Raw genomic sequence first — 25,392 nt, 5'->3', positions numbered from 1 at the left:
CGGTAGGTGACTACCGTACCGGTTCGATTCCGGTCCTCGGCACCATATGCGCCCGTAGCTCAATTGGATAGAGCGTTTGACTACGGATCAAGAGGTTAGGGGTTCGACTCCTCTCGGGCGCGCCATAATAACGGGAAGTAGCTCAGCTTGGTAGAGCACATGGTTTGGGACCATGGGGTCGCAGGTTCGAATCCTGTCTTCCCGACCAGTATTTTATAACGGGGCCTTAGCTCAGCTGGGAGAGCGCCTGCCTTGCACGCAGGAGGTCAGCGGTTCGATCCCGCTAGGCTCCATATTATTATATATTCGGAGGTATACCCAAGTCTGGCTGAAGGGATCGGTCTTGAAAACCGACAGGCGGGTCAAACCGCGCGGGGGTTCGAATCCCTCTACCTCCTCCATACATATAATAATTGGCTCGGTAGCTCAGTCGGTAGAGCAACGAGCATTACTTCCACCGAATAATCTGCGAGTAACCCCGAAGAATAAACATCTTCGAATATGCTTGTAGATGCAGGGGTCAGCACATGGCCTGAGATATTTGTTTTCTAATAGATATATTTTTGTATGGCTCGGTAGCTCAGTCGGTAGAGCAACGAGCATTACTTCCACCGAATAATCTGCGAGTAACCCCGAAGAATAAACATCTTCGAATATGCTTGTAGATGCAGGGGTCAGCACATGGCCTGGATATTTGTATTCTTATAATTATATTCTTGTATGGCTCGGTAGCTCAGTCGGTAGAGCAACGAGCATTACTTCCACCGAATAATCTGCGAGTAACCCCGAAGAATAAACATCTTCGAATATGCTTGTAGATGCAGGGGTCAGCACATGGCCTGGATAATTGTATTCTTATAATTATATTCTTGTATGGCTCGGTAGCTCAGTCGGTAGAGCAACGGACTGAAAATCCGTGTGTCGGCGGTTCGATTCCGTCCCGAGCCACCACTATATTTTGCGGGTGTAGTTTAATGGTAAAACTCCAGCCACGAGCGGTACTTCCACCGAATAAGCTACGAGTTGCCCTGAGAAATAAACTTCTTCGAATTAACTAGCAGACGCAGGGGGCATGTACTTGAGTGATTAAAATAATATATCAAATCTATATCTTATGCGGGTGTAGTTTAATGGTAAAACTCCAGCCTTCCAAGCTGATGTCGTGGGTTCGATTCCCATCACCCGCTCCATAATATTGTGGGCCTGTAGCTCAGCTGGTTAGAGCGCACGCCTGATAAGCGTGAGGTCGGTGGTTCGAGTCCACTCAGGCCCATTACATAGATAGAACTCTTTAAACTCATACAAATTCCATACCATTGTATGTTGATATATTTTCTGATTTGCGCCCTTAGCTCAGCAGGATAGAGCAACAGCCTTCTAAGCTGTGGGTCAGAGGTTCGAATCCTCTAGGGCGCGTTACTCCAAGAAAGATTAAAATTAGGTAAACCTAATTTTAATCTTTTTTTTATTTTTCTAACTAAATCTATACACTGTTTAGCTGTTACATTATATATCGAAAAATCTTGCTAAAAAGAGGCATTTCTGACTCCAAAATCATGCTTTTAACGAATATAGAAGTGAATCTTACATGTTCAGTGTAATAACAATAATAACTTCACAAATTTTAGACATGACACTCTTAACAATGGACCCTTTATGATAAAATAAAACTATCTGAATTTTAATAATACTCAAAAGGGGGGAAGTACATACATGCAGGAACCTATTCAAACAATAACTCTTCCACAAAAAAAGAAAAGAAACTGGAAGAAAATAAGCTTAATAGTTGTTGGGAGTTTCATATTACTCTGTGTTATTGCTTTATTTCTTGTAAATGCATACATAAATAAGTCACTTCCGCAAATAGAAGGAACGATTCAAATACCCGGATTACAAGAAGAAGTTGTGGTGACGACTGATGAACATGGGGTTCCTCATATTTATGCATCCAATGACCATGATTTATATATGGCTCAAGGGTATATGCAAGCGCAAAACCGGATGTTTCAAATGGAATTATCCAGGAGACAAGCATCGGGGACGTTGAGTGAAGTGGTTGGGGAAGCAGTTGTTGACCAGGATAAGTATTTCCGGACTCTTGGTTTACGACGGGCTGCAGAGAAGTCATATGATATTTATACAGAGGAAAGTAAACAGGTGTTGCAATGGTTTGCTGATGGGGTGAATGCCTACATAGATGAAGCAACAGAATCGAATTCGTTACCAATTGAATTTTTATTAATGGGAAGTAAGCCATCTGAGTGGACGCCGATTGACTCGCTAACGATTGGGAAGTTCATGGCATTTGACCTTGGTGGACACTGGGAAAGACAGGCATTTAATTATTATGTATTGAATGAATTTGATGAAGAAAAGGCATATGAGTTGTTTCCAGTATATCCAGAAGAAAGACCGACCATTATTCATGATGAAGAAGTGGTCGATGTTGTAGCTAGTTTTGAAAAAGCGGTAATTCCGCATGCTTTTAATGGGAGTAATAACTGGGTTGTGAGCGGGGAGAAAACAGAGTCAAGGTTACCACTACTCGCTGATGATCCACATTTAGGATTAGCAACACCGTCTATTTGGATGCAAATGCATCTGCAAACGGATGACTTGAATGTGAGTGGAGTAATTTTTGCTGGTGTTCCTGGTATTATCCTTGGCCATAATGACAAGGTTGCCTGGGGTGTAACCAATACTGGCCCGGATGTACAACAGCTATATTTAGAAAAAAGAAACCCGGATAATCCACAGGAGTTCCTATTTGATGATAAATGGGAAGAAGCGACGATTATTGATGAGCCCATTCATGTGAAGGATGGGGAGACGATTGACTATCAAGTAGTGGAAACGAGACATGGTCCGGTTGTATCGGAATTTGCGGAGGAAAGTGGGCAAGATACGGTGTTGTCATTACGGTGGCCAGCATTAGATGCAACGACAGAACTGGAAGCTATTCTAGAAATTAATCGTGCATCTAATTGGGAGGAGTTTGAGAAAGGATTAGAAAAATTCCTGGTCCCAGCGCAGAATTTTGTTTTTGCATCCGTTGATGGCACCATTGCCTATAAAGCCAATGGTAAAATACCGATTTATGACAATAGTGAGGATGCGTTATTACCACTTCCCGGCTGGGACTCTACGTATGTACTTAACGACTATATCCCATTTGATGAATTACCAACCGTAGTAAATCCTGAGAAAGGGTTTATTGCAACCGCTAATAATAAAGTGGTCGGTGATAATTATCCGTATCACATCAGTAATGTTTGGGCTCAGCCTTATCGTTATGAGAGGATTGCGGAGGTACTCGAGTCAAATGATTCCTTGTCTGCCGGGGATATGATGGACCTGCAGATGGATCAAACCAATTTACAAGCTAGGGAATTTGTACCGATTTTCTTAGAGGTACTGGAGCAGTCGAATTTAAGTCAAACGGAAGCAGTGGCAGTATCTCTATTAGAGGATTGGAATTATGTTGATGAAGTGAACATCGCACAACCACTTATCTTTCATCATTGGATGGATGAGATTGAGGCAATCTTATATCAGGAACTTCCTGATGGTGTGATGGATTTATTTAATAGCCGAGGACAGACGACAGATGAACTACTTCGACATGCGATAAGTGGTGATGGTTCTATTTGGGTTGAGGATAATGGAGGCATAGAAAGTGTGCTTCACCTCGCCTTACAGAATACGTTAAATAAACTTACCCTAGAGTATGGCGATGATATGTATACTTGGGAGTGGGGAGATTATCACCAAGTAGCATTCCCACACCCATTATCAGCGGTGCATCCCGTATTAGCGTACTTTTTTAACAATGAAGATTCGATGCCGGTAGGGGGAAGTTCTGTAACCCCGATGGCTGCAGCTTATGATACTGGTACTGGCGAGGTTGACCATGGTGCATCCTGGCGATTTGTGATTGATATGAATGATCCAAGTACAGGTTACCACATTGTCGGGCCGGGGCAAGAAGGACATTTTAAGAGTGATTGGTATCATAATCAGATAGATGATTGGGTAGAGGGAACCTATCATGAAACGAGTCTAAATGCAGATAAAGGGAAAACACTTTACTTGGTTCCATAAATAGGACAGAAAGACTCTTGCTGACATCGCTTACAAAAACTTATTGAAATAGACAAAATACTATGGTACGATATAGACAACATTGAATATGATCACATGTGACTGATACGATCAGGCATGGGGTAACCGGAGAATAGTTTATACTATTCTTAGTTCCTCATGCTCTTTTTGTTTTCTAGTTTTTAAAGTAAAGAAACACAAACTGGGAAACACTACTAACTAATTAATAATAACAACTTTGTTAGACCATACAAGGAGGAATTATATATGTTTAAAAAGCTTTTTAATAAATCAAACGATACTAGTGAATTACAAGTGTATGCACCACTTACAGGTAAGTTGGTAGCAATCGAAGAGGTACCAGATCCTGTTTTTGGTGAAAAGATGATGGGGGAAGGAGCAGCGATTATTCCAACGGATGGAAAAGTGGTTGCCCCAGTTAATGGTGAAATTATTTCAGTAGCTCCGACAAAGCATGCCATTGGTATAAAAGCGGAGGACGGTTCTGAGATTTTACTTCATATTGGCCTAGAAACGGTAGCTTTAAAAGGTGAAGGATTCACGGTGCATGTTAGTGAAGGGGATAAAGTCAGTGTTGGTGACCATTTACTAGACGTAGACCTGAACTATATTAAGGAACATGCGAAAGATATCATTACACCAATTGTGTTTACCGATAGTGGTAATTCGGGTAAAAGCTACACCAAAGGACAAGTAGAGGCTTGTAAGGCAGGAGAAACAATTATTTATAACGTCAAATAATGGCTCTCTCTACTTATCCCTAGAATTAGGAGAATAGAGGGTGGAACGTGAAGATAAAAAAGGTGCTAAATAATAACGCCGTGATTGTGATTGATCAAGGTCAAGAAAAGATTGCGATTGGTGCAGGTGTGGCCTTTCAAAAGGGAAAAAATGATCCGGTGAGCGTAGATAAAGTGGAAAAGTTATTTACGCTCACGGAAAATGATAAACTCCAGCAGCTATTGGAAAGAATTCCAGAGGAACATTTTATTTTGGCGGAAGAGATCATTGCTTATGCAGAGAAACAACTTGGTACTAAGCTAAATGACCATATTTATCTTGCATTAAGTGATCATATTTCCTATGCCCTTCAACGTTTTCAAGAAGGAATAGAAGTGAGAAATAAACTCCTACAGGAAATAAAGGTTCTGTATTCTACTGAATTCTCCATTGGGGTATGGGCTGTCCATTATATTCAGGAAAAAACTGGGGTAGCATTACCAATTGATGAGGCAGCGTTTATAGCACTGCATATTCATACCATGAAAATTCAAGGAGGTGATTTGCGCACAACCGTCCGGCAAACATCGATTCTAAAAGATATGGTCGAATCAATTCAGGACTATTTAAATCTTACCATTAATGAAGACCATCTTTCTTATGAACGGTTGATTACGCATCTACGTTTTGCTTTAACAAGGGCAGAACATGGCAATATGAGTACATTGGATGAGGAAATGTTTGTCATGATTAAAAGGAAATTCCATGATTCTTACCAATGTGCTTTGAAAGTGAGTAAAGAATTGGCGGATGTGCATGATATTCAGTTACCTGAGGAAGAATTAGGATATATCGCACTTCATATTGAACGTATTAAGAAAATGCATGATTAAGTTAGGAGGACAATTATTATGATGAAATATTTACAACGACTAGGTCGTTCATTAATGTTACCGGTTGCAGTATTACCTGCTGCGGCGATATTAATGGGTATTGGATATTGGATTGACCCAGAAGGCTGGGGAGCTGGGAATCCAATTGCAGCATTTTTAATTAAAGCCGGGGGATCCATTATTGATAATATCCCAATTCTATTTGCAGTGGGTGTTGCACTCGGAATGGCAAAGACAAAAGATGGATCGGCAGCTTTAAGTGGATTAGTCGGATTTCTGGTTGTTACAACCTTACTATCTCCTGAAACTGTTGCAATGCTTCAGGGTGTTGAGGTAGATGCAGTTGATGCTGGATTTTCAAATATTAAAAACGCATTTATTGGTATCATTTCTGGTCTTGTAGCTGCAAGTATGTTCAATCGCTTCAGTGAGGTTCAACTTCCAGATGCACTAGCTTTCTTTAGTGGTAAACGCTTAGTGCCGATTATGACATCTGCAGCAATGCTTATTGCATCCGCAATTCTATTCTTTGTATGGCCTATTGTATATGGTTGGTTAGTATCTTTTGCAGAAGCAATTGTAGGCCTAGGTGCTGGTGGAGCCGGTTTATATGGATTCTTTAACCGTTTACTAATACCTACAGGACTACATCACGCATTAAACTCTGTATTCTGGTTTGATGTTGCAGGTATTAATGATATCGGTAATTTCTGGTCAGGTAATGGGGAAAAAGGTGTAACTGGTATGTATCAAGCTGGTTTCTTCCCTATTATGATGTTTGGTTTACCTGCTGCAGCACTTGCTATGTACCATACGGCAAAAACTAAACGTAAAAAACAGGCTGCATCATTATTATTAGCAGCTGGGGTTGCAGCGTTCTTTACAGGGGTTACAGAACCACTTGAATTCTCATTCATGTTCTTAGCTCCAGCACTTTATGTAGTACACGCAGCACTTACTGGTATTTCACTATTTATCGCTGCAACATTCCAATGGACAGCAGGATTTGGCTTCAGTGCAGGTTTCGTTGACTTCTTCTTAAGTTCTCGTTTACCACTTGCGAATGAGCCTTACATGCTGTTAGTACAAGGTTTAGTATTTGCAGTAATTTACTACTTCTTATTCCGTTTCTTAATCACGAAGTTCAACTTAAAAACACCTGGTCGTGAAGATGATGAAATGATCGAAGAAGAAGGTAAAGAAGAAGCAGGTAACAAACAACAAAGATTTGCTACAATGGCTGCTGAGATTTACGAAGGTCTTGGTGGAGATGAAAACGTAACTTCTCTTGATAACTGTACAACACGTCTTCGTTTAGAAGTTCGTGATACAGATAAGGTAAACCAAGCGAAAATCAAAGCTACTGGTGTACCAGGTATCAATGTCATTGACAAAAATAATATTCAAGTAGTTGTTGGTACGAATGTACAATTCGTAGCCGATGAAATGGCGAAATTAAGAAAATAAATGGGGAGCATGGGGAGTAATTTCCTCATGCTTCTTTTCATATCGGAAGGGAGAATTTATGTATGAAACGTATATTAGATTGTACCGCATCTGATTTTCAACAAATGAATGGACAAGATTTGAAACAATCGATTCGAGCAAGTGAGGGGAGAGTCATGCTATCGGAGACGATAGCTTCTGTCGCACCATTATATCCAAGTGTTACGAATGCTGAACTCGCAGCTGCTTTCGGTGCTGATTTATTGTTAATAAATGTATTTGATGTATTTCATCCCGCCATTCAAGGTCTTGATGGTGGTGCGGAGAGTGAATCAGTTATTCAGAAAATAAAAGAATTAACGGGCCGACCTGTTGGTCTTAACTTAGAACCAGTCGATCTTCAAGCGGAACAACTGGAGAAGTTGGATACTGTTTCTCGAGGTAGATTGGCGACAGAAGAAGCATTGGCCGAAGCGAAAAAATTAGGTTTCGATTTTGTTTGTCTTACTGGGAATCCTAAAACTGGCGTGACCAATGAGGAAACAGTTGTTGCCATTCAGAAAGCACGTGAAGTCTTTGGTGAAGATGGCTTGATTATTGCTGGGAAAATGCATGGAGCCGGAGTTGCTAATGAAACGGGTAGCGGAATAATTTCAGAAGCAATTCTGTCTAGTTTTATTGAAGCGGGTGCGGATGTTATTTTAATGCCTGCACCAGGAACCGTTCCAGGAATTACATTGGAAGCGGCAGAGAAATACGTTCGTTTCGTTCATTCAAAAGGTGCTCTAGCTATGCTTACTATTGGGACAAGTCAAGAAGGTGCGGATGAATCAACGATCCGGCAAATTGCCTTGAATAGTAAAATGGCTGGTGCAGATATTTATCATATTGGGGATACTGGTTTTTATGGAATTGCTGTGCCTGAGAATATTATGACCTATTCAATCGCGATTAGGGGGAGAAGGCATACTTATGTGAGGATGGCTGCTTCGGTGAAGCGGTAGAAGGTTTTTGAGTTTTGGCGCATGGTTGAGGTTTTAGGTAACATGGTACTGAGGTTTGGGCTCATGGTTCTTGGTAATGGGCTGAAGCTTATGCATTTAGGTCACAAGGTCCAAGGTATTGGGGAGATGCTCGTGATTACTGGTCACAAGGTCCATAATATTAGTCAGATGCTCGTTAACTTCGGTCACATGTTTTTCAAATTCAAACCTATTATTTATATAAATTAAAGTAGTTTTTTATAAAAGGCTCATCTCTACTTGTGACTGTGAGGTAATGTCGTGGCAAGATATGCGGATCGATTAAATTTTGCGAGCCAAATGAAAAAAAGTCGCGTTGGATCTTGTATCTGGCGCGACTTTTTGATTTCCCCGGATGATTTCTTCTGGCGTAAATTATAGTAGAAATCACCCCAGATGAATTTAAGCAGCTTTATTGAGAAAGTAACGCAAAACTTCATCAGGCTAATTAATATGCACTAGATCCACCACCACTTTAAAGAAACTTCCAATAAATAGACAATTATATCGTGACAAGTAACGATTCAATTAAAAGAAAAATGAATATTGTACTGGTAAATAGTAAAAGGAGGAATAACAAATATGGGAAGAAGAAATATTGGTGGTGAAGTGCAAGGGATAAGAAATAACAGATGCAGAAGACGAAATAATAATGTTCTAGGAGCAATGGACGATAGGCGAAAGGAAAGAGATGATAATGACGTTTTAGGTGAAATGGATGATAGACGTAATAAACGAAGAGATGGCGATGTACTAGGTGTGAGAACTAACAGATGCCCAAGACGAAATAATAATGTCCTAGGAGCAATGGACGATAGGCGAAAGAATAGAAGTGATAATGATGTACTAGGGTTAGATGATTCTAGGAGAAGTAACAGAAGACACTAATTTGTGGGGAAGCATGGGGGCAAGTAGTTTTCCATGCTTTTTCTCTGAGCTGAGAAGTAGTGCGAGGACGGTAGAGTAAAGTGCATTAGAGTATTACGCGGAACTGGCCATTCTAAATATACTCAGAGGAATTGTCTTCTACCTTTAGTAAAAAATTAATATTATTTTTTGAAAATTATATATTGACAAATTTCGCAATAACAAATAAAATGGTAAACAGGATTATGAAACCGGTTACAGAAAAGGAGGTCTTTTTTTTAGAGGTAATATGGTACCGGTTACATGTTAAGGGGAATACATATGGTAACGATAAAAGAAGTAGCAAAAAAGGCAGGGGTTTCAGTAGCAACTGTCTCCCGTGTAATAAATAAGAATGGTTATGTTAAGGAAAGTACTTTTGAAAAAGTGCAGCATGCAATACAGGAGTTAAACTATAGACCAAGTGCTATAGCGGTTAGTTTAAATAATAAGAAAACGAAGACAATCGGTCTAATCTTGCCGGATATTACAAATCCTTTTTTCCCAGAACTAGCTAAGGCGGTAGAGGAAGTGGCAAATAGTAATGGTTATACCATGATCCTTTGTAACTCTTCTGGGACATTGAAGAATGAGATTGAGCAAATTGAAATGCTTCAAAGTAAATATGTAGATGGAATTATTTTAGCGTCAGATTCTTATGTAGAAGAGGATTATAAGCATGTCAATCTTCCTATGGTACTACTGGATCGTGGGGCAAATCCTAGAAATTCAAGTATCCGAGTTAATAATTATTATGGTGGGGTACTTGCTACTGAACATTTACTGGAGCAAGGATGTACCAAAATTGCACATCTGGCAGGACCGAAAGATGTGTTCACTGCCCAACAGCGTTTGGAAGGGTACCAATCTGTCGTGGAAGATATGGAATGGTTTGATAAGAAATTAGTGGCTTATGCTAATTACCAATTGGAGGATGCAATAACAGCTACTAAGGAGTTACTGAACCAGAACATAGGTATTGATGGCATTTTTGCTGGAAATGATTTAATGGCGATTGGTTGTTTAAAGGCTATTCATTCATTTGGATTAAGTGTTCCAGAAGATATAGCAGTCATTGGTTTCGATGGAATATCGTTAACCAATATGATTATTCCAGAGCTAAGTACTATCAAGCAACCAATCTATGAAATGGGAAAAGAAGCTACCAATCAAATTATTAAAGAAATTGAAGGCAATGAAACAGAGAGTAGAGATATAGAATTTGATGTGACGTTAATTCAGCGTGAGTCAACGAATAGAAAAAGGAGACCAGGATGCGAAGATGGTGCAAAATCCAAAGATAACGGTAATCGGTAGTGCCAATATCGATTTAGTAACAGAAACAAACCGATATCCAAAACTTGGTGAGACATTATTAGGTAAAAGATTTCATCAGTTTCCTGGTGGAAAAGGTGCAAACCAAGCTGTAGCTGCATCTAGATTGGGTGCAGAAGTAACATTTATTGGATGTGTAGGGCAAGATGACTATGGAAAACAAGTCATCGATAATTTAACCAAAGAAAGTGTCAATGTGAATCATGTGGTTGTTAATTCCAGAGTAGAGACTGGTATTGCTAATATTACGGTAGCTGAGGATGACAATGCGATTATTGTGGTTCCTGGGGCTAACTCCTCACTTAGACCAGAACATATACAGGCTTTAGAAGAGATAATACACAAATCAGATGTTGTGGTTCTGCAGTTGGAGATACCGATTGAAACAGTGGAAGCAGCAGTACATATTGCTTATCAAAAGGGAGTACCAATTATTTTAAATCCTGCTCCTGCAGCGAAGTTAACAAAGGAGATACTAAGGAAGATTACTTATATTACACCAAACGAGTCCGAGATTGCTTTTTTAACTTCTGAATCTGAGGAAGCAAGTCTGGAATCATTATTTACTAACATGTATAACCTTGGATCTAATTATGTCATTATGACTTGCGGAGAACGTGGTGTGTATTATGGAGATTCATCTAGTAGTCTACAGCATGTTGAAGCTTGTTCAGTTAAAACAATCGATACGACTGGAGCGGGAGACACTTTTAATGCAGCTTTTGCTGTATCGATTGCAATGGGTAATTCAATCCAGGATGCGATTGAATATGCCAATTCAGCAGCAGCTTTGTCTGTTACAAAACTAGGTGCGCAGACAGGAATGCCTACTATTGAAGAAGTTGAAAAGTTTATATCTAATAAAGAAAAGGGGAATTTTTAATGAAAAAGTTATTATTAATAGTTAGTTTAATTACTTTAATTGGGTTTCTTGCAGCCTGTGGTTCAGAATCATCAGGTGATGATGTAGTTGAAATTAAGTACTCGTTAGACCAGCCTGCGAGTCATATCTGGGTTGAAGCAACTAATAAGTTTGCTGAGTTAGTAGAAGAAAAGACAGATGGAAGTGTTGTTGTAGAGGTTCATGATTCCGCATCATTAGGAACACAAAGAGAAGCATTAGAAGGTATGAAAAATGGAACTATGGGCGGTACTGTAAGTTTAGAACCAGTATCTGCTTGGGTTGAAGAGATTGGTATTTTTGGGATTCCATACTTATTTGAAAATCAAGATCATTTAGGTGAATTTTTGGCAAGTGAGCATGGGGAAGAGCTCGATCAACTTATGATTGAAGAAGGTTTCCGACCACTTACGTATTTCATGCGCGCTCCAAGACAAATCTCTAGTAACGAGAAGATTGAATCAGTTGAAGATTTAGAGGGACTAAATATTCGTGTACCAGAGTCTCCAACAGCACCACCAGCATTTGAAGCAATGGGAGCAAGAGTTGTGACATTGCCGATTTCAGAAGTGTATTCAGCATTACAACAAAAAGTTATTGATGCACAAGAGAATCCATTAACACAAATTTATTCTGATAAATTCTATGAAGTGCAGGACTATATCACTCTTTCGAATCACCAATTCCAAGCTGCATACTTACTAGTAAGTGAAGATATCTATAGCAAGCTAACAGATGAACAAAAAGAGGCAATCCAAGAAGCGGCAGAAGAAACACAAGCATTTGAAAGTGAGCTTCATAAGAAGGAATTAGATGAAGCTATTCAAGGTCTAGAAGATGCTGGTGTTGAAATCACAGAAGTTAATACTGCAGAATTTGCTGAAAAAGCAGCTGAAGCATACACAGGTTACGATGATCTAATGCAAGAATGGATTGAAAAAGTAAACAGTATAAAATAGTGCGAGGGGGGATTTCCCCCTGCACTTGTAAGGAGGAACTAAGATGAAAGAAAAAATCAGCCTCATGAAGTTCCTAGAGGTTCTTGCTTTTATCATAGTAATTGCTTTAGTAGGCATCATGTTTGTTCAAGTTTTTTCAAGACAATTTTTAGATCGAATTCCAGTGTGGAGTGGGGAAGAAGTTGCCACACTTCTCTTAATTTGGTTAACCAATATTGGTGCTGCGATTGCTGCAGGTAATAATACTCATTTAAGTATGGATTACTTTTTTGAAAAATTACCAGAAAAATTTCGCTCTTATATTCAAGTTGTAGTTTATGGCATCATTTGTGTATTTTTAATTTTTATTGCTTATGTAAGTATTGACCTAGCATGGAGCGGACGAACTGCTTTTTCTGCTAGATTAGATATTTCAATGTTTTGGTATCAAAGTAGTATCTTTGTTGGGATGATCATTATGTTCTACTATTATACGAAACTATTTGTTCGATCCTTCCTGGAGATAAAAAATACGAAACGTACTACATAATCTATTAATAAAGGAGGGGGATTCAAATGGCATTAGCAGTCATGATCATTAGTTTTATAGTCCTTCTAATCTTAAGGTTTCCAATTTTTATTGTCATTGGTTTGTCGTCTTTACTATATATTCTATTAAATGATATCCCTTCAGTGCTGGTGGCACAGCGGATTACAACCCAGTTAACATCATTTTCCCTGTTAGCTATTCCATTTTATTTATTGCTAGCTGCAATCCTGAATTCGGGCAGTGCAACCCAACGTCTTATTACCTTTGTCGTTTCCATTGTCGGGTTTATTCGTGGTGGACTTGGTATCGCCAACGTTGGGATTAGTATGTTATTTGCAGGTATTTCTGGAACAGCTGTAGCGGATACGGCTGGATTAGGGAAAACATTAATTCCTGCTATGAAAAAAGAGGGCTATCCGGGCCCATATTCAGCAGCGGTTACTGGGGCTTCTTCGGTTGTAGGGCCGATAATTCCGCCAAGTATTAATATTATTATTGCCGGTGTAACGGCAGGTTTGTCAGTCTATGAACTGTTTCTAGCTGGAGTCATTCCAGGAATATTAATGGGTATTGCGATGATGGTTACGGCATACATAATAGCGGTTCGTCGTAAGTTTCCGAAGTCTAGTCGATTTGAGTTGCAAAAGGTTTGGGTAGCTTTTAAGAACTGTATTTGGGAACTGTTAGTTATAGCGTTTGTTTTATTTGGAATTCTTAGTGGTTTATTTACACCGACAGAAGCGGGTGCGATGGGTGTATTTGCCGCTTTAATATTAGGTTTTATTATCCGACGAGATGTAACATTCAAGGCTTTCTATAAATCTTGTATTGAGACGGCTACTTTTACCGGAACCGTTTTAGTAGTTGTAGGATTTGCTGCAACGTATGGCTGGATTATAGCAAATGAAAGAATTCCGCAGTTGGTATCCGAGTCTATCTTATTAATTACGGTTGTCCCAATCATTGCACTTTTATTAGTAAATCTAGTGTTATTTGTTGTTGGAGCAGTAATGGAAACTATCGCAGCCATTGTTATTGTATTACCAACGGTCTTAACATTAGGTGGAATGTTAGGTATTGATCCAATTCAGATGACCATGATTGTGGTTATTAATCTGACGCTTGGATTGTTAACACCGCCTATTGGAGTGGTCTTGTTTATCGTCACTTCGATAAGTAAAGAAAAAATAGGTGCAGTTATTAAAGAAACCATGCCGTTCTTCCTAGCGAATGTAGTTGTGTTATTACTAGTTATTCTAATTCCAAAGTTGACGTTATGGTTACCTGAAATACTAAGATAATAATAGATGAAAAAGGAGAGATTATGATGCGTATTTCGATTGGTTCAGATCACGCTGGTTTTCCATTAAAAAAACCTATTGTTGATTTTTTAGAGTCTCAAGGACATGAGGTGACAGATTTTGGTTCTTATAATCCAGAACCAGTTGACTTTCCAGTAATTACAAAGAAGGTATGTCAATCTATTCTGGACGGGGAAGCTGAAAGAGGAATTATGGTATGTGGTACTGGTGTTGGGGCTAGTATTGCAGCTAATAAGGTACCTGGAATCAGGGCTTCTGTATGTCATGATATCTATAGTGCCCACCAATGTGTAGAGCATGATAACGTGAATGTGATGGCTATTGGAGCGCAGATCGTAGGCGACAAGTTAGCCCTTGATTTAGTGAAAACATTCCTAACAGCAGAATTTAGTACAAAAGAAGAATTCAGACGTCGAGTTGAAATGCTAAATGAGATGGATGCTCAAAATAGCAAGTAGTTATAGGAAACAACTTGGGAAGTGTAGATGATAGTTAAGCGCTTACACAATAATTATTATAATGAAGCTCTAGTATGGAAGTTACTAGAGCTTTTTTTGTATCTGGAATTCTAACTACCTGCACCTCTCAACAATTCTGTTATATTCGTCGCTAGCCCATCTGCCTCATCATTCTTTGTCGTTTGTTTCATTGAATTAATCAATTTCCTTACTTCACTCTCCTGATTAAACTGTATTTGTCGACTAATACTTTCTAAATAAACTTGATAAATCATTGCTTCATAATAGAATGGGTTCTCCGAATGAATTATCTCATCTCTTAACCTATTGACTTCGCCTGCTTCCACTTCATTAAGCCAATCTCCTAGTTTCCATTTTTTCTTTTTATTTCGTTCAATTGCCATTAAATAAATATTTAATATTTCCTTTTCAAATTTAAGTTGTTCGCTTCTTTTTGTAGTGCTTGTGAATTTACTTTCCAGCTGCTTGATTCTGGTAATTTCAAGATCTGTTAAGAACTCTACTATTCTCTTATCTCCTGGATCTATTAGTGGGTTCCAATTCATGTCATTACTCCTTTATTTGCCTCTACTATACATATTCTAAAAAAAATCTCTGTTTCCTTCTTTATTTTAAAAATTGGCTTGGATGGATTTCGTTCGACAAAATTCGGGGAGTGACAGGCACCGTACTCACGGGCTGTTTACTTGCCATGCTATAATTATTAGGTACTAGTTCAAAAGTAGTGGTAACTAGATGGGGGTGGGTTTTTGTATTGTATTCATTGTGGGAAGAGGCAGAGTGAGGATGCTAGGTTTTGTTTCTCCTGTGGGAAAGAGTTATTTAATGGTGATACATATGAAGGGAGTAGACATGAGGTATTACATAGTGATGTGAATAGGGAAAAAGTGGTGCAGAGTACGAACGATGTTCCGATGACGGATGATGAGTTATTAGTAAATTATGTTGGAAAGTACAAAGCGGATTACTACTTAGGAAAATGGTTGAAGGGAGGAATTACTTGGAATTGGGCTGCTTTCTTTCTGACTATATTCTGGGTCGGTTACAGGAGAATGTATGGTTTTATTATCGGACTTTTTACGTTTTATATTTTAATAGATTTAACTGTGCAACTCTTGGCGATTGAAAGTATATTAATTGATGTGGGAATTGGAGCGGCTTTGTCTTTATTTCTAGGAATGAATGGAAATAACATGTATGAGAACCATGCGAAGCGGAAAGTGAAGAAGCTGAAGCAAAAATATGGGGATAAGGCTGGGGCAATATTAAAGATTAGTAGTGGTCCAAGCTGGGGTGGCTTTTGGCTAGGTGTTTTAGCATATGTGGTTTATGGAATTATCACGTTTGGCATTTTTTATATTCCTCCAATTGTCGAACCAGAACCGAAGGAATTTTATACAACTGTAGAAGAGTATGATGTATCAGAAGATGAAGTCACAGAAGCTGTGGTAGATGAAAGCGAAAGTTTTGATGAAAGTGCGGAAGTGGAAGATGCCGGATGGGACGATGCGCCTGATGGCTATTATTACGAACTGGTAGCTCCATCTGTATTTGATTTCTCTGTTTCTAAGGATGTTGATATTAACTTTGATGGTATTTATGAGATGGTTACCTTAAGTGGTGGGCCTGTCTTGGATGATCCGTATCTAAACAGTGAGGTATATATCACCCTTGAGTTTGAAGGAGTAGAGATGTATGAAAAATTCCTATTAGATGGTGAGTCTATTCTGATGTTATATGATATTAATGGAGACGGCTGGCTTGAACTGCTGTATGAGCATAGTGAAGGTGGCATCCTGGTCGATATTTTCCAGGTTAGAAACAATGAATTGGTATTCGTACGGGCTTTGCCAGGTGGAGTGGTTGAATTGGATTATAATCGGATTATGACGGAAGATGGCGAGTTTATATTTGAGGATTGGTGGTGGGAGTAGAGAAATATAATGGTTAATTATTCGCCTTTTTTTATAAAGACTCCTTCTCGATTGAGTGATACTCCATTAGATAATTTAACTGAGTATCCTTAAGTTAATAACCTATAATCTTTAGTTCAAGTAAAAGGTAGGATATAATAAAGGGATTAGAAAAATAAAGAGGTTGATTACATATGATAGTGGAATTGATTGTACAGAATAAGGAAGAAGCCATTCAGGCAGAACAATTAGGTGCAGGTCGGTTAGAGTTAGTCTCCGCCATGAAAGAGGGGGGACTCACGCCTAGTTACGGAACGATTAAGCAAGTATTGGGGAGTGTAGAAATCCCGGTACAAATTATGGTTCGGCCACATGGGTATCATTTTTTCTATTCGGATTCTGATTTTCAAGTAATTTGTAATGATATTCGGATGATTACGAAGCTTGGAGGTAATCGTATTGTCTTTGGTGCACTTCATGAGGATGGTACTATAAATGAAGAAATGCTACAGGAAATTATTCGACTTTTCCCGAGTATTGATATCACGTTTCACCGTGCTTTTGATGAGGTGAAGTCACAAGAAGAAGCATATCATACTTTACGCCAATACAAGAATGTGAAGAGGATCTTAACATCTGGTGGGGAGTCAACTTGTGAAAATGGTAAGGAGCAGTTGGCGAAATTAATCACCCTTTCGAAAGAGTATGATGGGCCAACGATTATGCCTGGATCCGGTTTATCCCCTGATAATATTGCGTCTATTCATCAAGTCGTTGGGGCAGAGCAGTATCATTTTGGGAGTGCAGTGAGAATGGGTGGATCGTTTGCCAATGGGTTTTCGGATAGTGCCATGGAGCGAGTTCTAACGGAATTGCAGTAGGCTGTGAGTGATCGCGCTGTAATTATTAAAATTCACGCGACAACAAGCAAAAGTTGCGCGATGTTGAGTGAATGTAGCGAGAACTTACCTGAGACTCGCACGGCAACGAAGAGTTCTCGCGACTTGTATTCATCGATGCGTGACAATGAAGATTCATCGCGTGACTTCACTAGGATTTTGCGCGATATATCTAGAAACCCTCGTAACCTAAAAAGGTTCAGTTATAATCAACTGAACCTTTTTCATATTCCACCATATCCATCCGTTTTAACGTAAGATAAAGCAAGGTGCAATCTTCAAACGAGTTTAAATCGAGATTGGTTAGCTTCTCTATTTTCTTCAATCGATAGATTAATGTATTGCGATGGATGTACAATTTTTCTGCGGTTTTGGTGATATTCATGTTGTTTTGACAATAATGAAGGAAGCTCTTTGCTATATCAGTAAACTGCTTTTCTTTGATGAGTGCTTTTATCCGAATTTTAACATTAGTGCATATGTCGTCATCTAGTTTGTATGGTAGTAGCGATGTGAGTATATTCCATTGATGATAGGAAAATATCGGTGGTTGTATGTTTAGTTCTTTTCCGTAATATAGAAGGGTTTCCGCCTCGTGATAGGAGGTATGCATGGATTCTAAATAGGATAAGCTGCCTGCTGCGATACCGATGGTTTCTTGGGCTGCTAGTTTCTCTAGTAATTTACTGCTTTGTTGATAGAATTGTTGAATTTGTTCCATATACTGTTCTTCGGTTGGTACAGCTTTGATTAAGAGAATTTTTTCTGTATTTAAAAAGGCAACAAGATCGTTTTTCTCTTTTTCAAAAGCAGTACTCACCATGTCGAGGAGTTCTTCTTTGAACTGGGCTGTCTTGGAGAGTTCGTCCTTTTGGTACATTCGACTGATGATGGCATCGCCTATATCGATTAAGATACAGTATCCTCGTAAATATGGGTTGATTTGAAGCATGCTGCAATAATCTCTAAACTTCTCTTGACCCCCACCTTTATCGATTAATATATAGTGAATAAAAGCATCCAACAGCGATGTCTCTAATTCACTAATTTGTTAGCGAACAGTATCTTCCCACATCATTTCTACATGTTGTTTAATTAATTTGGCATATGGTAACACTTCTTCTGGTTTTCCGATTATCCCTAGAACACCTTTTGTTTCTTTATCGAAACATAGTGGAATCGCCACTCCAGGTAGGACATTCTCCATGTTTTTCGTGGTTTCTTCATCAAATGACAATAAGCAATTCTTCTTCAGTACTTCAACAGATGGGGAGTGTAAGGTACCGATTCGGTTAGGATTACTATCACCTATGATATAGCCTTTTTCATCACTAATACTAATGGAGAACGGAGATATTTTTGAAACCGCTTTCACTATTCGTTGTATGAATTGCACAATATCCTTCATACCAATAACCTCGCCCTTTTTCGTATTTTATTATTTTCATTATAGCATTATAGATGCAAATGTTAACTTAAAATTATAAAAATTCATGATATTTTTGTGTAGGTTGACCATAGAATTGCGTTTTATTGGTGTGCTATAAAATAGTTAACTATTTGAAAGTATCAAATTTCGCTTGAGGTGATGGGATGAAACGTAAGGCAGACATTATCATTGTTGGTGGTGGCGTCATCGGATCGAGTATTGCGTACAATCTGATGAATGACGGTTATCAGGGTCAAATTACGGTATTTGAAAAAGATAATATATATGAGTATTCATCCACTGGAAGAAGTGCTGGAGGGATTCGCCAATTATTCACGACGAAGGTTAATATTGAAATCAGTCGTTTTGGGTTAAAGAAATATCAAACATTTGCTGAAGATATGGCTATTGATGATGAAAAAGCGGAAATCGATTTTAGGCAAAGAGGATATCTTTTCTTAGCTACACATAAAAATGTGGAAGGGCTAAAACAACAAAAAGAATTGCAAAATAGTTTAGGAGTACCGTCTGAATTCTTATCCAAAGAGGAATTAAAAACGATTATTCCTGAAATAAATACCGAAGACCTACAGGGTGGACTTTACTGTGGTGAGGATGGATATTTAGATCCCTATTCGGTAATGCAAGGCTATGCTAGGAAGGCGCGGCAATTTGGAGTGGAGTATATTTATGAGGAAGTAGATCGGATTTTAGAGAATGGTGGCAAGGTTACAGGGGTGCAATTAGTTAATGGGGATACATGGGAAGCACCTATTGTAATCAATTGTGGAGGTCCTTGGGCTGCTCAATTAAGTGAGCAAATGGGCTATTCTATTCCAGTTGTTCCATTAAAAAGACAAATCATTCAATTTGATATTGAACAACCACTTTTAAAACCCCTTCCATTGACAGTTGATCCAACAGGAGTCTATTTCAGACATGAAGGAAGCTCCCTAATTACTGGTTTTAGTGAAAAGGTGAAGCCAGGGATTAATTTTAATTGGAGTAGAGATTTCTTCCTAGAGCAATTATGGCCGGTTTTAGCAGAGCGGATTCCAAACTTTGAACGAGCAAAAATTGTACGAGGCTGGGCTGGGATATACAGTCATAATACAGTGGATCAAAATGCCATTGTTGGAGAACATCCTCTGGTGAATGGCTATTACCTAGCATGTGGATTTAGTGGCCATGGCATGCAGCAAGCGCCTGCCGTTGGAAAAGGATTATCGGAGTTAATTCGGACCGGGGAGTATGAGACACTGGATTTAGCACCGCTTAGGTTTGAGCGTTTTGCGGAGAAGGATTTGGTTATTGAGGGTGCAGTGGTTTAGAGCTAGTTGAAGTGTGATATGCAAAGTTAGATAAAAACCCGCAAGATATCAATCAAAGAAATTATTTGATATCTTGCGGGTTAAACTATAAGTTTATTACACCGTCTCCGTATCTTTTCTCCCTACAACCATTCGATATATCCCAATAACAAGCAACACATAAGCAGTTAAACGCAATAACCCATTGAAACTACTAATCAGTGTTACGGCATTATAAGTATCAAATGCCTGATTTTGAAATAAAAAGTTAGTCATCGCTGGCATAAACAATGAAAAGATTTGCGTAAAGAAAAGAAGTGAAAAAGCAATGATTGCGAGTACGAACTTTTTTAAAGAAGAAATTACAATACCTAAAACTAACACGATCATTTGTAAAACGCCAATTACAATCATTATAGCTTCCAATAGTATCAGCTCCGATTTAGAATTAATAAGCTATCAAATTTTATCACACTTTTCAAATTATTTATAGTCTTTTGGTAAGTGATAATGCTAACTTTGAAATACTTTAATGTAACTAGAAATCATGAAAATACAAAAAGATGTTCAGTGCTTCTTCTACTTGTCAATTCCCTCTAATCTATGATACGTTTTCCTAGGTAAAACTTTTCTTATAATAGATTTTTTGTAACCGTTTTATTTTTGGGGATTTAGTTAAATAGAATTGGATAACTATACGACTATAGGGAGTTGGCATGATGGAAAAGCAATGGTGGAAAGAAAGTGTGGTTTACCAGGTATATCCTCGTAGTTTTAATGATAGTAATGGGGATGGAATTGGTGATATTAAAGGGATTACGGAAAAACTAGATTACTTGAAAGAACTTGGTATAGATGTCATTTGGCTGTCTCCTGTTTATAAGTCACCAAATGATGATAATGGCTATGACATTAGTGATTATAAGGATATTATGGACGAGTTCGGAACCATGGCTGATTGGGAAGAGCTTCTTGCGGAGGTTCACAACCGTGATATGAAGCTCATTATGGATTTAGTGGTCAACCATTCTTCTGATGAGCATGCTTGGTTTGCGGAATCTCGCAAATCAAAAGATAATCCATATCGAGATTACTATATTTGGCGTCCGGGTAAGGATGGGCGAGAACCAAATAACTGGGAATCGACTTTTAGTGGATCTGCTTGGCAATATGACGAGGCTACGGATGAGTATTTCTTGCATATCTTCAGTAAAAAGCAGCCAGATTTAAACTGGGAGAATGAAACCTTACGTCATGAAGTATATGACATGATGAACTGGTGGTTGGATAAAGGAATTGATGGCTTCCGTATGGATGTTATTAATTTTATTTCGAAAGAGGAGGGCCTCCCAGACGCTCCAAATCCTGAAGGGAAAAAATATGCTGGTGGTGGACAATTCTATATTAATGGTCCTAAAATCCATGATTACTTGCAGGAGATGCACCAGGAAGTAATGGCTAAACATGATATTTTAACGGTTGGAGAAATGCCGGGTGCAAGTGTGGAGGATGCGAAGCTTTATACGGATCCGAATCGTAAGGAACTGAATATGGTATTTACGTTCGAACATATGGACTTGGATTCTGGTCCTGGAGGGAAATGGAATTTCAAGCCTCTTCGTTTACGTGATTTGAAAGAGAATATTACGAAATGGCAAACGGGCTTACATGGTATTGGTTGGAATAGCTTATACCTGAATAACCATGACCAGCCAAGGATGGTGTCTCGCTTTGGGGATGATACGAGATATCGTGTGGAATCAGCTAAGATGCTTGGAACGTTCTTACACATGTTGCAAGGAACTCCATACGTCTACCAAGGGGAAGAGATTGGTATGACGAATATTCGTTTTGATTCCATTGATGATTACCGGGATATTGAAATTCTGAATATGTATAAGGAAAAAGTGGTGGAAGGTAATGAGCCACATGACAAGGTGATGGAATCCATTCATGTGAAGGGCCGTGACAATGCAAGAACGCCAATGCAATGGGATGCTACTGAAAATGCAGGATTCACGACTGGAACACCATGGATTCAGGTGAATCCAAATTATACCGAAATTAATGCAGAACAAGCCGTTCAGGATGAGAATTCCATTTATCATTATTACCGTCAGCTTATTCAGTTACGGAAGAAAAATCCAACCATTGTATATGGGGATTATACGTTACTAGATGAGGAAAACGAGAAGGTTTATTCTTATTTGAGAACGTATCATGATCAAAAACTCCTTGTTGTAACCAACTTCAGTGCAGAGGAATTGAATTATGAAGTTCCTGCAGAGATTACTGAAGGTGAATTGTTGATTGGTAATTATATTGATGTAGAAGGCAAGCTTGAAAAGACGATTGCGCTCAGACCTTATGAATCGAGAGTCTATATTGGTTAAATGAGAAAAGGCATCATTAGCAGGGATATTGCTAATGATGCCTTTTATTATTTTTAATAAAAACGCTTAAACCCTTCAAAATGCTTCTTCCAATATGCATTATCTAAACTAGTAATCATGACACCGCCACTGGAACTTGCATGGATGAATTCATTATTTCCTACATAAATTCCAACATGAGAAATACCAGATTTATAGGTTCCTTCAAAGAAGACTAGATCGCCTACTTTCGGTGTATCGACGTAATAGGAACGCATATGGTAGCCTTCACTTGAATAGCGGTTAATATCCAGTCCGGCTTGTTTATAGGCGTAGAAGATAAACCCACTACAGTCGAATCCATTTGGTGTTGCACCGCCCCATGCATAGGCAACTCCGAATTGGTTTTTCGCAGTTTTAACCAGTTTATCAACATTGTAGCTAACATCCTTTGGTGGTGTTTCCACTTTTGGAGTTTCTACTTTTGCGCCGTCTCCAATGTTCAACTTCTGACCAATATAGATCATATCAGATGTTAAGTTGTTCCATTTTTTTAAGTTTGCAACGGTTACCTTATATTCGATTGCGATTCGAGATAAGGTATCCCCGGACTTAACTGTGTAAACAGAAGTAGTTGATGTCTTTTGTTCTTTAGGTTTTTCTGTTTTTGGTTTAGAAGTGTTTGCTGGTTTCTCGACTTTCTGTTCCGTTGTGTTATTTGGCTTCTCCGTTTTGACTGATTCAGGTTTGTTTACGACAAACACATTTCCAGGATAGATCAAGGTCGAATTTAAGTTATTCCATTTCATTAAATCCTGGAGAGAGACCTTGTGTTTAGAGGCAATACCACTTAATGTATCACCTGATTTAACCGTATATGTAGTAGCTTTAGTTGTATTTGGTTTTTTGACTTCTTTTGGTTTAGTTGTTTCGTTTTTAGTACTGGTATTTTGATTTGACGTACTTTTTTCTGTCTTTAAGATTTGGTTTGGGAAGATAATGTCACTTGTTAAATTATTTAGCGATTTCAATTGTGTCACACTTACATTATGTTCTTGTGCAATCTTCCAAAGGGAATCCCCACTCTGAACTTTGTACGAGCTTGCTTCTGCTTCATCTACACCGAATAATGCAGATGCTATAAAAGCAGTCGCGGTTACGGACATATAAATTTTCTTATTACCCAATACGATACCTCCTCATAAAAACTAGTATTCTATGAAGATAGTATACTATAGTTTTGTCGAGGATAGTAGATTAATGTGGAAATATAGGTAAAAATAGCCAGATGATAAGACCTAATTGCTTGGAATTCTCTTCCAAACTAACACCACAAGATAAATCAACCCAATATATCCAAACAACGGATATAGTATAGATAGTAATTGACCATATCCATACTGCTGACTAATCAAAAAAATAATCAGTAGAATACCTATTACGGCGTGATTATATTTTACCCCGAAACTCATCTTTATTTGGCGACTTATCCCATAAACATTCGCTGTTACGGTATTGAATATCTCACTAAAGATAATAAGTAAAAACATTACATGTATTAGACTGCCGAACTGCTTTACAATCTCTGCCATTGGAATTTCAAATGGGAATGTTGCTGGGTTGACTAGTAAGGAAAAGTGGCTTAATAGTAATAAAATAAGTAGACCGAGTCCACCTATGAAACCACCCCATCGCAATACCTTTTCATCTTTCATTTCCTTCCCTAAAGGGACAAGAACAACCATGGCAGTAATCACATTAAAGGATGCGTAGGTAAAAGGTGATATTGCCCAAAACGGATGTTCCGGAATACTGATGGATAAAAAAGGTGTGAGTAATTGTGCTGGATCCTCATCAAATATCGAAATAAATATAAAGAATCCAAACAGAATGATTAGTGGGACGATGTAAGAATTAATAGCAAATAATCCCTTCAAGCCTTTCATGACAACTAGATAAACAAGAAGAATTGTTGTTAATATCCCAACAAAATACGGAACTCCTATTTGTTCATGAAAAACAGCCCCTGCACCGGATAACATCACCGAGGTTACAGACATTACAATGATGAAGATCATGATATTGATCAGTTTTCCCCATGCTTTCCCAAACAAGTATTCATTGAATTCTTTATAGGAGTAGGCCTCGATTTGAGCAGAGATTAGCATGATCTTTGTTCCAAAATAGGTTAGGAGATAACAACTAACAATAATTCCTATTGTCCCAAGCGCTCCAAAGTTACTAAAGAATGTTACAATTTCCTTTCCCGTAGCAAAACCAGCACCAATCACGGTTCCAATATACGTTGCTGCTACAAGCAATATTGCTGTCGATTGTTTCATCTCAATACCTCCCGCTATCATATATATGATTTTTGCTGGGAGAATAGACAAGCTTTGTGGAAAGTACATCATGGAATTTATTGGTGGATACTGAGTACTTTTGCCTACTTTCACTTGACATTAACTTCGTACCATAGAATAATAGGACTTAATAACGAATAATCGTACGAAAGGGCAAATTCACTGAAAAGTGAAGACGCAAAGCTAAAGGGGCTAACGTTTATACTATGCCAGCCAGCTACCGAATACATTAACCTCCGTACGATTCATCAACTATACTGGAGGTATTTTTTATGCGATGGGTACATAGATTTTTGTATTCCTACTATTCTACCGTTAGTAAGGATTGTATTGATCCGGAATACAAGTTGGTCCTTAAAAAGCGAATGTTCTATCATGAATTAAAATTATAATGCCAAGGCGGTTTACTTGTTCTTTGAAACGAGTGGATCGTCTTTTTTTATAGGTGTGGGTGTTAGGAATGAACGTGAGA

23 protein-coding genes, 8 tRNA genes and 1 riboswitch are annotated in these 25,392 nt (G+C 38.5%); of the genes, 25 read left to right on the top strand and 6 right to left on the bottom strand.

Annotation, left to right across the window (positions count from 1 at the left end; all coding sequences use genetic code 11):
* Nucleotides 1-48: 48 nt before the first annotated feature.
* The 21 genes from BN999_RS19820 (at nucleotide 49) to rpiB (ending at nucleotide 14,613) form a co-directional block, all read left to right on the top strand.
* Nucleotides 49-125: transfer RNA gene (locus BN999_RS19820), tRNA-Arg, on the top strand.
* A gap of 6 nt (nucleotides 126-131) precedes the next feature.
* Nucleotides 132-208: transfer RNA gene (locus BN999_RS19815), tRNA-Pro, on the top strand.
* Nucleotides 209-220: 12 nt separating this feature from the next.
* Nucleotides 221-293: transfer RNA gene (locus tag BN999_RS19810), tRNA-Ala, on the top strand.
* Nucleotides 294-308: 15 nt separating this feature from the next.
* Nucleotides 309-401 (top strand) — tRNA-Ser (locus BN999_RS19805).
* Nucleotides 402-875: 474 nt separating this feature from the next.
* Nucleotides 876-951: transfer RNA gene (locus tag BN999_RS19800), tRNA-Phe, on the top strand.
* 165 nt (nucleotides 952-1,116) lie between these two features.
* A tRNA-Gly gene (locus BN999_RS19795) sits at nucleotides 1,117-1,190 on the top strand.
* A 9-nt stretch (nucleotides 1,191-1,199) separates the two neighbouring features.
* Nucleotides 1,200-1,273, top strand: a tRNA-Ile gene (locus BN999_RS19790).
* Between the two features lie 69 nt (nucleotides 1,274-1,342).
* A tRNA-Arg gene (locus BN999_RS19785) sits at nucleotides 1,343-1,416 on the top strand.
* Nucleotides 1,417-1,713: 297 nt separating this feature from the next.
* Nucleotides 1,714-4,101, top strand: coding sequence for a penicillin acylase family protein (locus BN999_RS19780; RefSeq protein WP_096274411.1), 2,388 nt, complete (start codon nucleotides 1,714-1,716; stop codon nucleotides 4,099-4,101).
* Between the two features lie 267 nt (nucleotides 4,102-4,368).
* Nucleotides 4,369-4,863, top strand: a complete 495-nt coding sequence (locus BN999_RS19775) for a PTS sugar transporter subunit IIA (protein WP_096274409.1) — start codon at nucleotides 4,369-4,371, stop codon at nucleotides 4,861-4,863.
* Between the two features lie 47 nt (nucleotides 4,864-4,910).
* Nucleotides 4,911-5,735, top strand: coding sequence for a PRD domain-containing protein (locus BN999_RS19770; protein ID WP_096274407.1), 825 nt, complete (start codon nucleotides 4,911-4,913; stop codon nucleotides 5,733-5,735).
* A gap of 18 nt (nucleotides 5,736-5,753) precedes the next feature.
* On the top strand, nucleotides 5,754-7,202 hold the full coding sequence (gene nagE, locus BN999_RS19765; RefSeq protein WP_096274405.1) for an N-acetylglucosamine-specific PTS transporter subunit IIBC: 1,449 nt from the start codon (nucleotides 5,754-5,756) through the stop codon (nucleotides 7,200-7,202).
* A gap of 62 nt (nucleotides 7,203-7,264) precedes the next feature.
* Nucleotides 7,265-8,185: a DUF7916 family protein gene (locus tag BN999_RS19760; RefSeq protein WP_096274403.1), complete on the top strand. Its 921-nt coding sequence runs from the start codon at nucleotides 7,265-7,267 to the stop codon at nucleotides 8,183-8,185.
* 21 nt (nucleotides 8,186-8,206) lie between these two features.
* Nucleotides 8,207-8,413, top strand: a complete 207-nt coding sequence (locus BN999_RS19755) for a hypothetical protein (RefSeq protein ID WP_096274401.1) — start codon at nucleotides 8,207-8,209, stop codon at nucleotides 8,411-8,413.
* Nucleotides 8,414-8,785: 372 nt separating this feature from the next.
* Nucleotides 8,786-9,091 (top strand): hypothetical protein, encoded by a 306-nt coding sequence (locus BN999_RS19750; protein ID WP_096274399.1) that lies wholly within the window; start codon nucleotides 8,786-8,788, stop codon nucleotides 9,089-9,091.
* Between the two features lie 300 nt (nucleotides 9,092-9,391).
* Entirely contained in the window at nucleotides 9,392-10,426 is a 1,035-nt protein-coding gene (locus BN999_RS19745) for a LacI family DNA-binding transcriptional regulator (RefSeq protein ID WP_096274397.1), read from the top strand.
* Entirely contained in the window at nucleotides 10,395-11,327 is a 933-nt protein-coding gene (gene rbsK / locus BN999_RS19740; protein WP_096274442.1) for a ribokinase, read from the top strand. The genes BN999_RS19745 and rbsK overlap by 32 nt, the downstream gene beginning before the upstream one ends.
* Nucleotides 11,327-12,304: a TRAP transporter substrate-binding protein gene (locus BN999_RS19735; protein ID WP_096274395.1), complete on the top strand. Its 978-nt coding sequence runs from the start codon at nucleotides 11,327-11,329 to the stop codon at nucleotides 12,302-12,304. The genes rbsK and BN999_RS19735 overlap by 1 nt, the downstream gene beginning before the upstream one ends.
* 43 nt (nucleotides 12,305-12,347) lie before the next feature.
* The gene (locus tag BN999_RS19730) at nucleotides 12,348-12,833 is read left to right on the top strand and encodes a TRAP transporter small permease (RefSeq protein WP_096274393.1); all 486 of its coding nucleotides are present in this window, start codon (nucleotides 12,348-12,350) and stop codon (nucleotides 12,831-12,833) included.
* A gap of 26 nt (nucleotides 12,834-12,859) precedes the next feature.
* The gene (locus BN999_RS19725; protein ID WP_096274391.1) at nucleotides 12,860-14,134 is read left to right on the top strand and encodes a TRAP transporter large permease; all 1,275 of its coding nucleotides are present in this window, start codon (nucleotides 12,860-12,862) and stop codon (nucleotides 14,132-14,134) included.
* A gap of 26 nt (nucleotides 14,135-14,160) precedes the next feature.
* Nucleotides 14,161-14,613, top strand: a complete 453-nt coding sequence (rpiB, locus tag BN999_RS19720; protein ID WP_096274389.1) for a ribose 5-phosphate isomerase B — start codon at nucleotides 14,161-14,163, stop codon at nucleotides 14,611-14,613.
* A 110-nt stretch (nucleotides 14,614-14,723) separates the two neighbouring features.
* Here rpiB and BN999_RS19715 read toward each other — a convergent pair whose 3' ends face one another.
* Nucleotides 14,724-15,179: a hypothetical protein gene (locus tag BN999_RS19715; protein WP_096274387.1), complete on the bottom strand. Its 456-nt coding sequence runs from the start codon at nucleotides 15,177-15,179 to the stop codon at nucleotides 14,724-14,726.
* Between the two features lie 204 nt (nucleotides 15,180-15,383).
* On the opposite strand from BN999_RS19715, the gene BN999_RS19710 reads away from it, so the two are divergent.
* Complete coding sequence (locus BN999_RS19710; protein WP_096274385.1) at nucleotides 15,384-16,568, top strand: DUF2628 domain-containing protein; 1,185 nt, start codon at nucleotides 15,384-15,386, stop codon at nucleotides 16,566-16,568.
* Nucleotides 16,569-16,741: 173 nt separating this feature from the next.
* Nucleotides 16,742-17,428: a copper homeostasis protein CutC gene (locus BN999_RS19705; RefSeq protein ID WP_096274383.1), complete on the top strand. Its 687-nt coding sequence runs from the start codon at nucleotides 16,742-16,744 to the stop codon at nucleotides 17,426-17,428.
* A gap of 217 nt (nucleotides 17,429-17,645) precedes the next feature.
* Here the strand turns inward: BN999_RS19705 and BN999_RS19700 are convergent, their stop codons facing one another.
* A complete protein-coding gene (locus BN999_RS19700; protein ID WP_096274381.1) occupies nucleotides 17,646-18,470 on the bottom strand; it encodes a PucR family transcriptional regulator in 825 nt (274 codons plus the stop codon).
* Between the two features lie 27 nt (nucleotides 18,471-18,497).
* Nucleotides 18,498-18,854, bottom strand: a complete 357-nt coding sequence (locus BN999_RS19695) for a sugar diacid recognition domain-containing protein (RefSeq protein ID WP_096274379.1) — start codon at nucleotides 18,852-18,854, stop codon at nucleotides 18,498-18,500.
* A 185-nt stretch (nucleotides 18,855-19,039) separates the two neighbouring features.
* Between BN999_RS19695 and BN999_RS19690 the strand changes: the two genes are divergently transcribed.
* Nucleotides 19,040-20,206: an NAD(P)/FAD-dependent oxidoreductase gene (locus BN999_RS19690; protein WP_096274377.1), complete on the top strand. Its 1,167-nt coding sequence runs from the start codon at nucleotides 19,040-19,042 to the stop codon at nucleotides 20,204-20,206.
* A 96-nt stretch (nucleotides 20,207-20,302) separates the two neighbouring features.
* Here BN999_RS19690 and BN999_RS19685 read toward each other — a convergent pair whose 3' ends face one another.
* Nucleotides 20,303-20,599, bottom strand: coding sequence for a hypothetical protein (locus tag BN999_RS19685; protein WP_096274376.1), 297 nt, complete (start codon nucleotides 20,597-20,599; stop codon nucleotides 20,303-20,305).
* Nucleotides 20,600-20,904: 305 nt separating this feature from the next.
* On the opposite strand from BN999_RS19685, the gene BN999_RS19680 reads away from it, so the two are divergent.
* Entirely contained in the window at nucleotides 20,905-22,578 is a 1,674-nt protein-coding gene (locus BN999_RS19680) for a glycoside hydrolase family 13 protein (RefSeq protein ID WP_096274374.1), read from the top strand.
* Between the two features lie 53 nt (nucleotides 22,579-22,631).
* Here BN999_RS19680 and BN999_RS19675 read toward each other — a convergent pair whose 3' ends face one another.
* Complete coding sequence (locus BN999_RS19675) at nucleotides 22,632-23,744, bottom strand: C40 family peptidase (protein WP_096274372.1); 1,113 nt, start codon at nucleotides 23,742-23,744, stop codon at nucleotides 22,632-22,634.
* A 111-nt stretch (nucleotides 23,745-23,855) separates the two neighbouring features.
* Nucleotides 23,856-24,899 carry a YkvI family membrane protein gene (locus tag BN999_RS19670; RefSeq protein ID WP_096274370.1) on the bottom strand — a complete coding sequence of 348 codons (1,044 nt, stop codon included), beginning with the start codon at nucleotides 24,897-24,899 and terminating at the stop codon, nucleotides 23,856-23,858.
* 163 nt (nucleotides 24,900-25,062) lie between these two features.
* Nucleotides 25,063-25,145: riboswitch (cyclic di-GMP riboswitch) on the top strand.
* Nucleotides 25,146-25,392 lie beyond the last annotated feature (247 nt).

Origin of the sequence: Paucisalibacillus globulus, assembly GCF_900184735.1 — a bacterium.
Classification (GTDB): Bacteria; Bacillota; Bacilli; order Bacillales; family Amphibacillaceae; genus Ornithinibacillus; species Ornithinibacillus globulus_B.
This window is presented reverse-complemented; position numbering and strand designations above follow the sequence as displayed.

What these genes read in the sequence shown, in the direction of transcription:
- BN999_RS19780 (WP_096274411.1), top strand. Translation starts at nt 1,714, where the DNA reads ATGCAGGAACCTATTCAAACAATAACTCTTCCACAAAAAAAGAAAAGA.
- BN999_RS19775 (WP_096274409.1), top strand. Translation starts at nt 4,369, where the DNA reads ATGTTTAAAAAGCTTTTTAATAAATCAAACGATACTAGTGAATTACAA.
- nagE (WP_096274405.1), top strand. Translation starts at nt 5,754, where the DNA reads ATGATGAAATATTTACAACGACTAGGTCGTTCATTAATGTTACCGGTT.
- BN999_RS19760 (WP_096274403.1), top strand. Translation starts at nt 7,265, where the DNA reads ATGAAACGTATATTAGATTGTACCGCATCTGATTTTCAACAAATGAAT.
- BN999_RS19755 (WP_096274401.1), top strand. Translation starts at nt 8,207, where the DNA reads ATGGTTGAGGTTTTAGGTAACATGGTACTGAGGTTTGGGCTCATGGTT.
- BN999_RS19750 (WP_096274399.1), top strand. Translation starts at nt 8,786, where the DNA reads ATGGGAAGAAGAAATATTGGTGGTGAAGTGCAAGGGATAAGAAATAAC.
- BN999_RS19745 (WP_096274397.1), top strand. Translation starts at nt 9,392, where the DNA reads ATGGTAACGATAAAAGAAGTAGCAAAAAAGGCAGGGGTTTCAGTAGCA.
- BN999_RS19735 (WP_096274395.1), top strand. Translation starts at nt 11,327, where the DNA reads ATGAAAAAGTTATTATTAATAGTTAGTTTAATTACTTTAATTGGGTTT.
- BN999_RS19730 (WP_096274393.1), top strand. Translation starts at nt 12,348, where the DNA reads ATGAAAGAAAAAATCAGCCTCATGAAGTTCCTAGAGGTTCTTGCTTTT.
- BN999_RS19725 (WP_096274391.1), top strand. Translation starts at nt 12,860, where the DNA reads ATGGCATTAGCAGTCATGATCATTAGTTTTATAGTCCTTCTAATCTTA.
- rpiB (WP_096274389.1), top strand. Translation starts at nt 14,161, where the DNA reads ATGCGTATTTCGATTGGTTCAGATCACGCTGGTTTTCCATTAAAAAAA.
- BN999_RS19715 (WP_096274387.1), bottom strand. Translation starts at nt 15,179, where the DNA reads ATGAATTGGAACCCACTAATAGATCCAGGAGATAAGAGAATAGTAGAG.
- BN999_RS19705 (WP_096274383.1), top strand. Translation starts at nt 16,742, where the DNA reads ATGATAGTGGAATTGATTGTACAGAATAAGGAAGAAGCCATTCAGGCA.
- BN999_RS19695 (WP_096274379.1), bottom strand. Translation starts at nt 18,854, where the DNA reads ATGAAGGATATTGTGCAATTCATACAACGAATAGTGAAAGCGGTTTCA.
- BN999_RS19690 (WP_096274377.1), top strand. Translation starts at nt 19,040, where the DNA reads ATGAAACGTAAGGCAGACATTATCATTGTTGGTGGTGGCGTCATCGGA.
- BN999_RS19685 (WP_096274376.1), bottom strand. Translation starts at nt 20,599, where the DNA reads ATGATTGTAATTGGCGTTTTACAAATGATCGTGTTAGTTTTAGGTATT.
- BN999_RS19680 (WP_096274374.1), top strand. Translation starts at nt 20,905, where the DNA reads ATGGAAAAGCAATGGTGGAAAGAAAGTGTGGTTTACCAGGTATATCCT.
- BN999_RS19670 (WP_096274370.1), bottom strand. Translation starts at nt 24,899, where the DNA reads ATGAAACAATCGACAGCAATATTGCTTGTAGCAGCAACGTATATTGGA.